The 13,177-nt window shown below is 66.9% G+C and carries 13 protein-coding genes; 7 read left to right on the top strand and 6 right to left on the bottom strand.

All coding sequences use genetic code 11. The features are described from left to right. The 7 genes from ABSH63_RS11585 to ABSH63_RS11555 all read left to right on the top strand — a co-directional run bounded on the left by ABSH63_RS11585 (position 1) and on the right by ABSH63_RS11555 (position 6,082). A complete protein-coding gene (locus ABSH63_RS11585; protein WP_352889924.1) occupies positions 1–861 on the top strand; it encodes an FAD:protein FMN transferase in 861 nt (286 codons plus the stop codon). Positions 862–898: 37 nt separating this feature from the next. Continuing rightward, positions 899–1,576, top strand: coding sequence for a winged helix-turn-helix domain-containing protein (locus ABSH63_RS11580; protein ID WP_352890036.1), 678 nt, complete (start codon positions 899–901; stop codon positions 1,574–1,576). Next, on the top strand, positions 1,573–2,937 hold the full coding sequence (locus tag ABSH63_RS11575; RefSeq protein ID WP_352889923.1) for a sensor histidine kinase: 1,365 nt from the start codon (positions 1,573–1,575) through the stop codon (positions 2,935–2,937). The genes ABSH63_RS11580 and ABSH63_RS11575 overlap by 4 nt, the downstream gene beginning before the upstream one ends. A 56-nt stretch (positions 2,938–2,993) precedes the next feature. After that, the gene (locus ABSH63_RS11570; RefSeq protein WP_352889922.1) at positions 2,994–3,758 is read left to right on the top strand and encodes a cytochrome b/b6 domain-containing protein; all 765 of its coding nucleotides are present in this window, start codon (positions 2,994–2,996) and stop codon (positions 3,756–3,758) included. 347 nt (positions 3,759–4,105) lie between these two features. After that, positions 4,106–5,101: a carbon-nitrogen hydrolase family protein gene (locus ABSH63_RS11565; protein ID WP_352889921.1), complete on the top strand. Its 996-nt coding sequence runs from the start codon at positions 4,106–4,108 to the stop codon at positions 5,099–5,101. Beyond that, positions 5,098–5,280, top strand: a complete 183-nt coding sequence (locus tag ABSH63_RS11560) for a hypothetical protein (RefSeq protein ID WP_352889919.1) — start codon at positions 5,098–5,100, stop codon at positions 5,278–5,280. Before ABSH63_RS11565 ends, ABSH63_RS11560 begins: the two co-directional genes overlap by 4 nt. Before the next feature lie 238 nt (positions 5,281–5,518). Continuing rightward, positions 5,519–6,082: a magnesium transporter gene (locus tag ABSH63_RS11555; protein WP_352890034.1), complete on the top strand. Its 564-nt coding sequence runs from the start codon at positions 5,519–5,521 to the stop codon at positions 6,080–6,082. Between the two features lie 58 nt (positions 6,083–6,140). Here ABSH63_RS11555 and ABSH63_RS11550 read toward each other — a convergent pair whose 3' ends face one another. From ABSH63_RS11550 to ABSH63_RS11525, 6 genes are all read right to left on the bottom strand, one after another. Beyond that, positions 6,141–6,461 (bottom strand): cytochrome C oxidase subunit IV family protein, encoded by a 321-nt coding sequence (locus tag ABSH63_RS11550; RefSeq protein ID WP_352889918.1) that lies wholly within the window; start codon positions 6,459–6,461, stop codon positions 6,141–6,143. A 9-nt stretch (positions 6,462–6,470) separates the two neighbouring features. Continuing rightward, positions 6,471–7,172, bottom strand: a complete 702-nt coding sequence (locus ABSH63_RS11545) for a heme-copper oxidase subunit III family protein (RefSeq protein ID WP_352889916.1) — start codon at positions 7,170–7,172, stop codon at positions 6,471–6,473. A 22-nt stretch (positions 7,173–7,194) separates the two neighbouring features. Beyond that, the gene (locus ABSH63_RS11540) at positions 7,195–7,887 is read right to left on the bottom strand and encodes a cytochrome c oxidase subunit 3 (protein ID WP_352889915.1); all 693 of its coding nucleotides are present in this window, start codon (positions 7,885–7,887) and stop codon (positions 7,195–7,197) included. Next, positions 7,884–9,680, bottom strand: coding sequence for a cytochrome c oxidase subunit I (locus ABSH63_RS11535; protein ID WP_352889914.1), 1,797 nt, complete (start codon positions 9,678–9,680; stop codon positions 7,884–7,886). Before ABSH63_RS11535 ends, ABSH63_RS11540 begins: the two co-directional genes overlap by 4 nt. Then, entirely contained in the window at positions 9,680–11,089 is a 1,410-nt protein-coding gene (locus ABSH63_RS11530) for a c-type cytochrome (protein ID WP_352889913.1), read from the bottom strand. The genes ABSH63_RS11535 and ABSH63_RS11530 overlap by 1 nt, the downstream gene beginning before the upstream one ends. Before the next feature lie 333 nt (positions 11,090–11,422). Continuing rightward, positions 11,423–13,156 carry an FAD-dependent oxidoreductase gene (locus ABSH63_RS11525; protein ID WP_352889911.1) on the bottom strand — a complete coding sequence of 578 codons (1,734 nt, stop codon included), beginning with the start codon at positions 13,154–13,156 and terminating at the stop codon, positions 11,423–11,425. Between the last annotated feature and the right edge of the window lie 21 nt (positions 13,157–13,177).

Here is a 13,177-nt window from a genome sequence, read left to right as displayed (position 1 = left end):
ATGCTCTCGCGCCTCGACGAGGGTGGCTACGCGTTCCGCTTCCAGGCGATGGCTTCGCCCTGCGAGGTCCTGATCGACTGCGACGACGCCGCACTCGCCGCACGGCTCGGTGCCATCGCCCAAGCCGAGGCGCGACGCATCGAGACCAAGTGGAGCCGCTACCGGTCTGACAACCTCGTGCATGCGATCAACACCGCGGACGGCGCCGCGATCGAGGTCGACGAGGAAACCGCGCGCCTGATCGACTACGGCGCACACCTGTACCGGCTCAGCGAAGCGCGCTTCGACCTGACCTCGGGGGTGTTGCGCCGCCTGTGGCGCTTCGACGGGACCGAGCGCTGGGTGGACGCGGACGCCGTCGCCGCCGTGCTCGCGCGCGTCGGCTGGCAGCGCGTGCGCTGGGACGGCCGACGCCTACAGATGGAACCGCAGATGGAGATCGATTTCGGCGGCATCGGCAAGGAATACGCGGTCGATCGCTCGCTGGCCCTGCTTGCGGCCGCAGCGGCAGTGCCGGTGCTGGTGAACTACGGTGGCGATCTCGCCGCCAGCGGAGCGCGTCGCGATGGCCGGCCGTGGCAGGTCGGCATCCTCGACAGCGACGTGCGCATCCAACTCCGACAGGGCGCGGTAGCCACCAGCGGTTCGGCCTACCGTTATCTCACGCACGCCGGCCGGCGCTACGGCCACCTGCTCGACGCGCGCAGCGGTTACCCGGTCGCCGATGCGCCGCGGGCGATCACCGTCGCCGCGCCGACCTGCTCGGCCGCAGGCGCACTCAGCTCGCTGGCCCTGCTGCACGGCGCCGACGCCTGCCGCTTCCTCGAATCACAGGGTGCCGACTACCATGTCCTGCCCTGAAAGCGTCGCGGTGCTGCGCGGCGCTGTGGACGCGTCGATGCGCCTGCTGCTGATCGAAGACGATGCCGAGCAAGCCCGCTTTGCGCTCAAGGCGCTGCGCGAGGCCGGCCACGCCGTCGACCATGCGGCCGATGGCCGTGAGGGCCTGTACCTCGCACTGTCGGAACCTTATGCGCTGTGCATCGTCGACCGCATGCTGCCGGGCATGGACGGCCTGGCCATCGTCAGCGCGCTGCGCGCCGCCGGCAAATCGACACCCGTGATCATCCTGTCGGCGCTCGGCCAGGTCGACGACCGCGTGCGCGGCCTCAAGGCCGGCAGCGACGATTACCTGGTCAAGCCTTACGCGCTGGTCGAGCTGATGGCGCGCATCGACGCCCTGCTGCGACGCGTGCGTGAGCAGGGCCAGACCCAGACCACGCTCACCGTCGGCGACCTGCGCCTGGATCGGCTCGCGCGCACGGCGTACCGCGGCGAGCGGCTCATCGACCTCAAGCCGCAGGAATATCGGCTGCTCGAATACCTGATGCTGCACGCGGGCCAGGTGGTCACGCGCACGATGCTGCTCGAAGGCGTCTGGGACTACCACTTCGATCCGCAGACCAACATCATCGACGTGCACATCTCGCGCCTGCGCGCCAAGCTCGAACCCGAAGGCAGCACGCGGCTGATCCACACGGTGCGCGGCGCCGGCTATCGCCTCGGTCCGGCATGACACCGCGCGCCGGCCGGGGGCTCGCACTGCGGCTGACGCTGCTCAATGCGGCGATCGTGGGTCTGGCGCTCTTGGCCGTCGTCGTCGTCATGGTGTGGATGGCCGAGCGCGCGATGCGCGAGCATCTGGCCGAGAGCGTGGCCGCCGAAATCGAGGTGCTGGTCGCGGACTACCTGATCGACGGCCTGGATGGCGTGATCGGCTTCATCGAGCACAGAGAAGTCTTCGAGAGCCCCCATCACGGCCGCAGCTATCGGCTGGAGGACACCACCGGCCGCCACCTCGCGGGCCACTGGCCGGACTGGCCGGCCGGACTTTCCACCGACGGCCGCCTGCTGCGCTTGCCGAATGCGCAGCGCCAGCCGCCGACGCAGTGGTGGATAGCGGCGGCGCGCCTGCCGGACGGCAGTCGCGTGCTAGTGGCCTTCGACAGCATCGAAGTGCGCAGCGTGATGCACACCATCCACCGCGCGGCCGCGCTCACCGTGGCGGCGTCGCTGATCCTCGCGCTCGTGCTCGGGATGCTCATCTACCGCGCCGCACTGGCGCCGATCGCCACCGTGCGCAGCGTCGCCGAGCAGATCATCGACGGCGATCTGTCGCGCCGCATTCCGGAGCGCGGCAGCGGCGACGAGTTCGATGCGCTCGCGCGCACGCTCAACCGCATGCTCGACCGTATCAGCCAGCTGTTCGAGAGTCTGCGCAACAGCACCGAAGCGATCGCCCACGATCTGCGCTCGCCGCTCGCCCGCCATCGCACCCGGCTCGAACAGGCCCTGCTCGAAGCCGAGCGACGCGGCGCCGATGCCGACTGGCTGCAAGAGGCGATCGCCGAGGTCGACCAGGTGCTCGGCACCTTCCAGTCACTGCTCCAACTGGCGACCGTCGAAGCCGGCGCCGCCCGCAGCGCCTTTTGCCAGGTCGATCTCGCCGCGATCGTCGAGGACGCGGTCTCGCTGTACGACGCCGATGCCGCGGCACGCGGCATGCGCATCGAGACCCTCTTGAGTGCGCCGTGTCCGCTGCTGGGCGATCGCCACCTGCTGTTCCAGGCGGTGATCAACTTGATCGACAACGCGTTGAAATACGGCGCCGCCGAGCAGTGCGTGAGCGTGCAACTGCACTGCGCGGCCGGCAGTGCCGAGCTGCGCGTGCGCAACCAGGGCGCAGGCTTCGAGCATCCCGAACGCGCCTTCGAGCGCCTGTTCCGCGGGGACACCGCGCGCCGCTCCCCCGGCCACGGCATGGGCCTGACGCTGGTGCGTGCCATCGCGCGCCTGCATGGCGGGGAAGCGACCGCGAGTAATTGCAGGGATGGCGCAGAGGTCAGGATCCGACTGCCGATCGCACCGTCCGCTTGATTCACATCAGCTCTCCATCCAAGGTACGTGTACGTTAAGAACAACGGGATGCCGACATGAACACGCCGGATCATTGTCAGCAGAAGCTCGTGTGGGACGTTCCCACGCGCTTGTTTCATTGGCTGAATGCCGCCTGCGTGCTCGCGCTGATGGCGATCGGCCTGGTCATCCTCAATGCCGGAGCACTGGATGTGTCCAACGACGGCAAGGTCGCGCTCAAGACCCTGCACGTGTGGATCGGCTACGTCTTTGCGCTGAACCTTATGATGCGCATCGTCTGGGCCTTTGTTGGCGGACACTATGCGCGCTGGCGCCAGATCCTGCCGGGCGGTGCCGGCTACCTGTCCGCGCTTCGCGACTATCTCGCCGCGTTCGCGGCCGGGAGGTCGGAGCCCTGGCTCGGCCACAACCCGGCCGGACGCCTCGCGATCGGGGTGCTGCTGATCCTGCTCACCATGCAGGCCGTCACCGGCCTCGTGCTCGCCGGCACCGATCTATTCTACCCCCCGCTCGGCGCGTGGATCGCGCAGAGCATCGCCGCCCCCGGCGTCGATCCTTCCACGCTGGTGCCTTATGCAACGGCGCTCTATGACGCCGAGGCCTACGCACGCATGCGCGAGCTGCGCGAACCCGTCGTGAATCTGCACGTCTGGGGTTTCTATCTGCTGCTGGCGATGAGCCTGCTGCACATGATCGCGGTCGTCGTCACCGAGATCCGCGAAGGCGGCAACCTGGTGTCGGCGATGATCACCGGGCGCAAGACCCTGCGCGGCCAGCCACGCGACGCCGAATCCGACGCCACCGACCGCGAACCGGGCTGATCCGGCACACGCACCGGCACGGCTGCGCGCCGATCACCATCCCCGCGACGCGACGACGGGCGTCGTTTCACGGCGGCCCCGGTACGGTCGCAGGTGACGGGACGGCGCGGCGAGCTCTTGTCCACTGCGATCAGGGGCCTCCCGCGTGCATCCCCTGGCGTGGTCTCACGCACGAACGGTGCTCTGGTCGCCACCGGTGTGCAACAACTAGAATCGGCCGCCGCTGCGAGATCGACGAGGCCGTTTCCCCGCTGCGGCGGACCGCAGCAGCTCGCTCCGGCGATATGCTGGCCGCGGATAGCGGGCGAGGACCGTCGCGATGCGCTCATACCGAAGTTTGATCGGCCTTGTGGTGCTTCTCGGCGCTGCCCATTGCCGGGCTGCAGGCGCGAGAGTTTCGCGCCTTCGCGGTCACGCATTTCCACCAGTTGGATCAGGTGCACAGCATCGCGAGCTTTCGCGCCGCGGTGCGCGCGCAGTTTGCGCGTGACATCGCGCCGAAGCTGCGTGATGACGTGCCCAACTTCGTCAGCTACCCGGAAAATCAGACCCTGATGGCCTACTTCGTCGGCGAGCGGGGCGCCCTTGGCCGCGCACTGCTCGACGAGGCGGGTGCGGTGCCGGCGCTGGCCAGTCTGACCGGCCCGTATGCGCCGCAGATCGCGCTGTATGCCGCGCGCTTTCCTGGTGTGGATGCCCCTGGCCAGCTGCTGAATCTGGCACTGACCGACACGCTGGCACGGCTGATCGGCGTCTTCGCCGAGCTCTCCGCCGAGTACGGCGTTTACCTTTTTGTGTCGTCCAACCTCGCACCATTCGAGCGCATCGACGGTCCGCAGGCAGCGCCCTTCGCCGATCCGCTGCACTTCGATGGTCACGCCTTCGTCGCGACCGAGCCCAACGTGCGCAACCGCAACTTCGTGTTCGGTCCGAACGGCGAGCTGATCACGGTGCAGGACAAGGCTTATCTCGTGCCGCTGGAGCGCGAACGAGGGCTCGGCCTGGGCCTACGCGGCATCCAGACCGTCGATTTGCCGGCGTTCGATCTACCGTTCGCGCGCATCGCTACGGTGATCAGCAAGGATGCGTGGATGATCGATGTCAACGACCGGCTGGATCAGCTCGGCGCGGAATTGATGTTGCAGCCCGAGGCCTACGGATCATGGGGACTCCCTGCGGGCGATCTGTGGCCACCGGACAAGCTCCAGCGCGGCGGCTGGTGGATGCTGCAGAAGCACCCGGCGCTCGCCGCCAACGTCACGCCGATGCTGGTGGGCAATCTGGGCGACCAGGTGTTCGACGGCCAGTCCTTGCCGTGCACAGCCTGGAGCTACCGGCGGTGAACGAGCGAAGGTCCGGCGGCGGCAGCGCCGCCGCGCTGCTGATCGTGCTGCCGTTCTGGCTGCTGGGGCGCCGCGTCGAAAAACGCTGGTGTCGCGTCGGCGCGGTGCCGCGGGCGGCGTCGTGCGAGCCGGTATCTGCACATGGCATCACCGGCATCGGAACTCGCGAGCGCGCATGATCGGCGATCCGCCGCCTGGGTGCGGCGGTCCGCGCGAGCCACGACCGCCCGTCGGCTCGCCGCATCCGGCGCATGGACGGCGTCGCCGTCTGCGCTATGCTCTGGTCATACGGTTCATGCGGTGAAGCGAACAGTCCGGCGCTGCGCGGTGGTTGCAGGCCTGCGACGAGTAGCCCGCTCTTGCAGGCCCTCGGCCGCCGTGACGGCACGGCGACTCTACGAGGAGACTGCGATGAAAATGACCCGCTACTTTTTCCTGAGTGACGATCTGGACGATCTGGAACGGCTCGAAGAAGAGCTCGAAGCCGCCGGCGTCGTCACGCCGCAGATCCATCTGCTGACCAACGACGATCGCGCGGCAGACCAACATCATCATCTGCATCAGGTGGTGTCCTTCATGAAGAAGGACGTGATCCACTCCGGCCTGATCGGGCTCGCGCTCGGCGCCTGCGCGGCGATCCTGGTGCTCGGCGTGGCTTGGGGCGCGGGCTGGACCGAGACCGCCGCCGGCTGGGTGCCGTTCATCTTTCTCGCCGTCGTCCTGCTCGGCTTCTGCACCTGGGAGGGCGGACTGATCGGCATCCAGACGCCCAACGTGCATTTCAAGCACTTCAAGAAGGCGCTCGACGAGGGCAAGCACGTGTTCTTCGTCGATCTCGAACCGCAGCAGGCGAAGATCCTGGAAGCGATCGTGAAGAAGCATCCGCGGCTCAAGGCCGCGGGCACTGCCGCCGGTGCGCCGCACTGGATCGTGTTCGGCCAGCACCGCTTGACGCGGTTCTTCACCAAGACGTTCCCGTGAGCATGGGCGGCAACCGAGCCGCGCGCCGCCAGGGCGCGCGGCTTCGTGGGTCTGTGCGTCAGTTCAGCAGAAAGCGCAGCCGCGAGATCAGCGTGTAGTTGGCCTCGATCGCCATCAGGCCCATCAACACGACGAGCACCCCGGGCGGAATCAGGATCGCGCAGGCAATCGCCATGCGCTCCCACATCATGTGCATGAACACGGCGATGATCAGCCCGGCCTTGAGCAGCATGAACAGGCAGATCAGCGACCAGCGCAGCAGCCCCTCGAAGCCGACGTAGTCGACCAGATACGACAGCACGCTGAGGACGAACAGCAGCCCCCAGATCCACAGGTAGACGCTGAGCGGATGCTGCTGCTGGGCTTGATCGTGCGCCATGACGGTCTCTCACCACAGATAAAAGAACGCGAAGATGAAGACCCAGACCAGATCGACGAAGTGCCAGTAAAGGCCGAGCGTCTCGACCATCTCGTAGCGTCCCTTGCGCCCGGTCAGAAAGCCTGGGCGCTGATCGTCGAGCGCGCCGCGGATGACCTTGACCGCCATGACGATCAGGAAGATCACGCCGATCGTGACGTGGGTACCGTGAAAGCCGGTGATCATGAAGAAGGCGGCACCGAACTGCGGCGCGCCCCAGGGATTGCCCCAGGGGCGCACGCCCTCGCCGATCAGCTTGGTCCACTCGAAGGCCTGCATGCCGACGAAGGTCGCGCCGAGCAGTGCGGTCAGGACCAAAAGAATCGCGGTCATCCTGCGGTTCTTCTCGTAACCGTACTTCACCGCGAGTGCCATCGTTCCGCTGGAGCTGATCAGCACGAAGGTCATGATCGCGATCAGCAGCAACGGCACGTCCACGCCGCCGACGCGCAGACCGAAGACGATGCTGGCGTCCGGCCACTCGACCGTGGTCGAGGCCCGCGCGGTCATGTAGCTGATCAAAAAGCACGCGAACACGAAGGTGTCGGAGAGCAGGAAGATCCACATCATCGCCTTGCCCCAAGGCACCTTCTTGAAGGCGCTCTGGTCGGACGCGACGTCGGCGACCAAGCCCTTGATGCCGGGTTGCAGTGCGGCCGAGGCCTCGCTCATCTCGTTTCTCCCGTGGCCATGGTCAGCTCCGGCACCAGGCGTACAGCGGCTCGGCGCCGACGAACAGCACCGTGAACAGCACGGCCCAGACCAGCAGCAGGAAATGCCAGTACAGCGCGCACAGGCCCACCGCCTCGCGCAGTTGCCACAGCGTCGCGCCGCGCTGCAGGCGCAGCACCACGCGCAGCAGCGCATACAGTCCGCCGAGCATGTGCAGGGCGTGCAGCATGGCCATCAGCACGAAGAAGGCGCTGCCGACGTAGCGCGTCATCGTATAGCCGGCGCCGGACAGCTCGCGCCACAGCAGCGCTTGGCCGGCGACGAAGGCCACCGTGCACGCGCCACCGAATCCCATGCCGCGGGCGAAGCGCTGCGGCTGTGCGCGACGTGCGGCGGACCAGGCCGTCTGCAGAGCCAGGCTGGCGAACACCAGCAGCGCATTGTTGATCCACAGCAGCGGCGGCTGCGGCAGGAAGTCCCACTGCGGCGCCGCCGCCATGCGCATGACATAGGCGCTGACGGTCAGGCCGAAGATCGAGGTGACGACGGCGAGAAACACCAAAAGGCCGAGCGACGGCGCGCTCAGGATCGGCCCCGGCGGGCGCGTCGCGCCCAGCGCGTCGGCCACCCAGGGCTGCACGCCGACGGACTGGCGCACCAGATAGGCGGCGAACATCGCCATCAGCAGCGCGAGAAAGGCGAGTGTGATCGTCATGCCTTCTTCGCCACCGGTGCATGGCCGGGCAACATCTCGACCTTTTCGGGCGGCACGTTCTGCGGGATGAAGTCGTCCTTCGCGCCGGGCACGCTGTAGTCATACGGCCAGCGGTAGACCACCGGCAGCTCGGGCCCGAAATTGCCGTGCCGCGGCGGATTGTGCGGCGTCTGCCACTCCAGCGTCGTCGCCTTCCACGGATTGGGATCGGCCTTTTCGCCGTGGAGCCAGCTCCACACCAGGTTGAAGATGAACAGGATCTGCGCCAGCGCGACGACGATGGCGGCAAGGGTGATGAAGGCGTTGAGCGCCTGCACCGAGTCGGAGATGAACGCGGTCTCGCCGTAGGCGTAGTAGCGCCTCGGTACGCCTTCGAAGCCGAGGTAGTGCATCGGGTAGTAGATCGCGTAGGTGCCGAGGAAGGTGATCCAGAAATGGATCTTGCCGGCGGTCTCGTTGAACATCTTGCCGGTGATCTTCGGGTACCAGTGATAGATCGCGCCAAAGATCACCAGGATCGGTGCCACCGCCATCACCATGTGGAAGTGGCCGACGACGAAGTAAGTGTCGGACAAGGGCACGTCCACGGTGACGTTGCCGAGGAACAGACCCGACAGACCACCGTTGACGAAGGTGAAGATGAAGCCGATCGCGAACAACATCGGCACGCTCAGGCGCACGTTGCCGCGCCAGAGCGTCAGCACCCAGTTGTAGACCTTGATCGCGGTCGGCACGGCGATGATCAGCGTCGTCGTCGCAAACAAGAAACCGAAGTACGGATTCATGCCGCTGACGTACATGTGGTGCGCCCAGACCACGAAAGAGAGCGCGCCGATGGCGATGATCGCCCACACCATCATGCGGTAGCCGAAGATGTTGCGGCGCGCGTGCGTCGCGATCAGGTCGGAGACGATGCCGAAGGCCGGCAGCGCGACGATGTAGACCTCCGGGTGGCCGAAGAACCAGAACAGGTGCTGGAACAGCAGCGGACTGCCGCCCGAATGCCGGGACTGCTCGCCGAGATTGAGCATCGACGGCAAAAAGAAGCTGGTGCCGAGCGTGTGGTCGAGCAGCAGCATCAGCGCGGCGACGAACAGCGCCGGAAAGGCCAGCAGCGCGAGCACCGTCGCCATGAAGATGCCCCAGACCGTCAGCGGCATGCGCATCAAGGTCATGCCGCGCGTGCGCGCCTGCAGCACGGTGACGACGTAGTTGAGCCCACCCATCGTGAAGCCGATGATGAACAGGCCCAGCGACACCAGCATCAGGATGATGCCGCCGCCGACGCCGGGCGTACCCGGACTCACCACCTGCGGCGGGTACAGCGTCCAGCCACCGCCGGTGGGCCCGCCGGGCACGAAGAAGCTCGCGGCCAGCACCAGCACCGCGAGCAAATAGACCCAGAAGCTCATCATGTTGAGCCACGGGAACACCATGTCGCGCGCGCCGATCATCAGCGGGATCAGGTAATTGCCGAAGCCGCCGAGGAACAACGCGGTGAGCAGGTAGACGACCATGATCATCCCGTGCATCGACACCGCCTGCAGATAATTGCTCGGGTCGATCAGCGAGAAGGTCTCGGGAAAGCCGAGCTGCAGGCGCATCACGATCGACAGCGCCAGCGCGACCAGGCCGATCGCGGTCGCGGTGATCGCGTACTGGATCGCGATGACTTTCGCGTCCTGACAGAACACGTATTTGCCGATGAAGCTGTGCGCATGCGGCGGCAGCTCCATCTCCGGGCCTTCGGCCGGCGGCGCCGTGGAAACGGCGTCATAGATACTGTGGGCCATCAGTCGCTCCTGTGTGCGAGCTCGGTCGCGCCATCCGCCGGGCGCGATGCCGCGAGCGCCAGCATGTTGATGTGCGCGATCAGATCACGGGTCGCGTCTTCGCCACGCACCAGCTTGGCCATCTCCGTCATCTGCCAGCCGTAGGCATCGTCCGGATGGCGGCCGCGGATGCCGCGGCGGAAGTTGTCGAGCTGGCGCTGCAGATACCAGTCGTCGATGCCCGCGAGCCGCGGTGCCTGTGTCGCCTGGATGCCCTGCCCTTCGTTGCCGTGGCAGGCGGCGCAGTTGCGCCACACGCGCGCGCCACGCTGCGGATTGCCGTCGACGCTGATCACTGGCGGTGGCACCGGGAAGGTCTCGATGTAGGCGGCGAGATCCGCCATTGCCGCGCGATCCACGAGCATCGACGCGAAGGCGCGCATCTGCTGACCGTGGGTGTCGTCGGCATGCGCGCCGCGCACGCCGGATTTGAAGTATGCGAGCTGGCGGATCAGATACCAGGCGTCCTGGCCGGCGAGCCGCGGTGCGTTCATCTGCGCATTACCTTGGCCTTCGGTGCCGTGGCAGGCGGCACAGGGCGCGTACAGCGTCCTGCCCTTGGCGGCATCGGGTTCGGGGCGGGCGAGGATCGACGCGTACGTGGGCTGTGCCGCCAGCCATTGCTCGAAGGCCGCGGGTTCGACCACCTCGACCATGCCGCGCATCGCGAAGTGGCCGATGCCGCACAGCTCCGCGCACAGGATCTCGAACTCGCCGGTGCGCGTCGGCGTCAGCCACAGATAGGACAACTGCCCCGGCACCAGATCCATCTTGGCGCGGAACTGCACGACCTGGAAGTTGTGCAGCACGTCGCGCGAGCGCAGCAGCGCCTTGACTGGCCGGTCCACCGGCAGCAACACGCGCGAGCCGTGGATCAAGACGTCGTCCAGGCCCGCCGGGTCCGCGGCGTCCATGCCAAAGGGATTCTCGCCGCTCAATAGCCGCGTATCGACGCGCCCGAACGCGCCGTCCTTGCCCGGAAAACGGAATCCCCAGTGCCACTGCTGGCCGACGATCTCGACCTCGTGGGCCTCATCGGGCACGGTCACGTAGCGGCCCCAGACGAACAGCCCCGGTGCCAACAGCGCCGCGATCCCCACGGTGGTGACGCCCATCAGCCACCATTCGAGCGTCTTGTTCTCGGGCTCGTACTCGGCGCGCCGGTCGGAACGATAGCGGTAGCGCACGATCGCCCAAGCCATGAACAGGTTCACCGCGACGAAAACGAAGCCGGTGACCCACAGGGTGATGTCGATGGTGTCGTCGATCGAACCCCAGTTCGACGCCAGCGGCGTAAGCTGCCACGGACTCAGGAAGTGAAACAGGATCGAGCCGAGCAGCAGCAGGACCAGGACGATGGCGATGGCCATTCAACACCCCCCTTGCGCTGTGGTCGCTGGCTCGCCGCAGCACGCGCGCACCGGCGCGTGGGGAGGCGCGACGATCGTCGGCGCGGTTGCGAAGAGAGGGGGGACGGCGGCACGAGGAGGTCTGTCATCCGCGGCGCGCGCCGCGGGTGTGCGTGATGACGGGCCGGCGCTGCCGGCCGGGTAAGTCAACGCATCCATCGATGTGCCCCCGGTTCGAGCCGTGGGTGTGCGTCGCGGCTCCTCCACCGGACGCTCGCCTAGTGTGTCCTCAAACCGCCGACGGATACAAGCCCGAGCGCAGCAAAGGGCGCCCGGGCGCGTACACCGTTCGGATCAGGCCGCTCTGCGCGGCGCCGAGGTGCCCGCCTCCACCGCCTGCGCCAGGTCACGCGCCGCGATGTAGCCGAAGGTCATTGCCGGGCCGAGCGTCGAGCCGGCGCCGGCATAGGTCGGCCCCATGACCGCCGCCGAAGTGTTGCCGATCGCATACAGACCCGGAATTACGCTACCGTCTTCGCGCAGCACGCGCGCGCGCTCGTCGACGTCGAGCCCGCCCTTGGTGCCGATCTCGCCGGGCCACATCGGCACCGCATAGAACGGCGGCTTGACGATGGGGCCCAAACAGCTGTTCGGCTTGACGCTGGGGTCGCTGTAGTAGCGATCGATCGCGGTCTCGCCCTTGTGGAACTCGACATCGATGCCGGTCTTCGCGTACTCGTTCATCTTCGCGACGGTGCGCAGCAGGTTCTGCGTGTCCACGCCGATCTTCTGCGACAGGGTCTCCAGCGAGTCGGCGCGGTAGTACACGTTGTCGAGCCAGTCCTTGGGTAGCTTGCTGTCCGGCTCGATCTGGCCCGGTAGAAAGATGCCCATCGGATATTTGTAGCGGAAGGCCGCGTCGAAGATCAGCCACGCCGGAATGCAGCCGTTGCCCTTGGCGTCGTCCGCGTACATCGCATTGCGGAAGTCCGGATACGCCGCCGCCTCGTTGACGAAACGCAGACCCTTTTTGTTGACGGCCACACAGCCCGGCATGCCGCGCTCGACGAACAGTGTGATCTGCTGCGCGGCGCCGGGTTTGCGCACCGTGGGCGAACCCCAGACCAGATCCATGTGCCGGAGCCGCGCACCCAGGGCCTGGCCGGCGCGAATGCCGTCACCGTGATTGATCGGCGGCGCCGCAGTCCAATCGGCCTTGGTTGGCCTGGCGAGATACTGCTCGCGCATCTGCTGGTTCGACTCGAAGCCGCCACAGGCGAGCACGACGCCACGGCGTGCGCGGTAACGCAGCGTGCGTCCCTGCTGGCGCACGACGACGCCGATCACGCGGCCGTCCTGCTCGATCAGCGATTCGAGTGCGGTGTTGAGCTGCAGCGGAATACCGTTCTGCAGCATCGCGTAGCGCAGCGCCGCGACCATGCCCTGGCCGAGCACTTGGCGGCGGTCGCGATGCGTGCGCAAGCGCCAGCCGATGTCGAGCCAGTACTTGAGCAGCAGTTTGAGCGTCAGCGCGATCCAGCCGGGGCCCCGGGAAAACAGCGTGTGCGCCTCGATCTGGTCCATGGCGATGCGCCCCATCAGCAGCGTGCCCTTGAACGACTCGCGTTGATGGTCGAACTCGGCGCCGAGCCGCTTGGCATCGAACGCCGCCGGCTGCATCGAGCGCCAGCCCTGCTTGCCGCCGGGAACCTGCGGGTAGTAGTCCGGATACTTCGGGACATTGCTGTAGCGGACATCGAAGCGCTGTGCCAGATAGCGCACCATCTCCGGCGCATGCTTGAGATAGGCCTCGATGCGCGCTAGCGGCACCGCATCGCCGATCAAATGCTTGAGATAGGTCAGCGCTTCCTCGTACGAGTCCGTGCCGCCGGTGCGCGCGATGTCGTCGTTGCACGGAATCCAGATGCCGCCGCCGGACACCGCGCTGGTGCCGCCGTACTTGTCGGACTTTTCGATCACCGCGGCGGTAAGGCCGTGCCCGTGTGCCACCAGGGCCGCGGTCATGCCGCCACCGCCGGAGCCCACGACGATCACGTCGTACTCCTGATCCCAGTTCGTCTGACTCATGCGCCACCGCCTCCGCTGGTT

The organism is Sinimarinibacterium thermocellulolyticum, assembly GCF_040327995.1.
Lineage (GTDB): Bacteria > Pseudomonadota > Gammaproteobacteria > Nevskiales > Nevskiaceae > Solimonas > Solimonas thermocellulolyticum.
The sequence above is the reverse complement of the archived record's forward strand: the minus strand, read 5'-3'. Positions and strand labels throughout refer to the sequence as shown.

Coding starts and splice junctions, on each gene's coding strand:
- ABSH63_RS11570 (WP_352889922.1), top strand. CDS start 2,994: ATGAACACGCCGGATCATTGTCAGCAGAAGCTCGTGTGGGACGTTCCC.
- ABSH63_RS11525 (WP_352889911.1), bottom strand. CDS start 13,156: ATGAGTCAGACGAACTGGGATCAGGAGTACGACGTGATCGTCGTGGGC.
- ABSH63_RS11530 (WP_352889913.1), bottom strand. CDS start 11,089: ATGGCCATCGCCATCGTCCTGGTCCTGCTGCTGCTCGGCTCGATCCTG.
- ABSH63_RS11585 (WP_352889924.1), top strand. CDS start 1: ATGCTCTCGCGCCTCGACGAGGGTGGCTACGCGTTCCGCTTCCAGGCG.
- ABSH63_RS11580 (WP_352890036.1), top strand. CDS start 899: ATGCGCCTGCTGCTGATCGAAGACGATGCCGAGCAAGCCCGCTTTGCG.
- ABSH63_RS11535 (WP_352889914.1), bottom strand. CDS start 9,680: ATGGCCCACAGTATCTATGACGCCGTTTCCACGGCGCCGCCGGCCGAA.
- ABSH63_RS11575 (WP_352889923.1), top strand. CDS start 1,573: ATGACACCGCGCGCCGGCCGGGGGCTCGCACTGCGGCTGACGCTGCTC.
- ABSH63_RS11550 (WP_352889918.1), bottom strand. CDS start 6,461: ATGGCGCACGATCAAGCCCAGCAGCAGCATCCGCTCAGCGTCTACCTG.
- ABSH63_RS11545 (WP_352889916.1), bottom strand. CDS start 7,172: ATGAGCGAGGCCTCGGCCGCACTGCAACCCGGCATCAAGGGCTTGGTC.
- ABSH63_RS11555 (WP_352890034.1), top strand. CDS start 5,519: ATGACCCGCTACTTTTTCCTGAGTGACGATCTGGACGATCTGGAACGG.
- ABSH63_RS11540 (WP_352889915.1), bottom strand. CDS start 7,887: ATGACGATCACACTCGCCTTTCTCGCGCTGCTGATGGCGATGTTCGCC.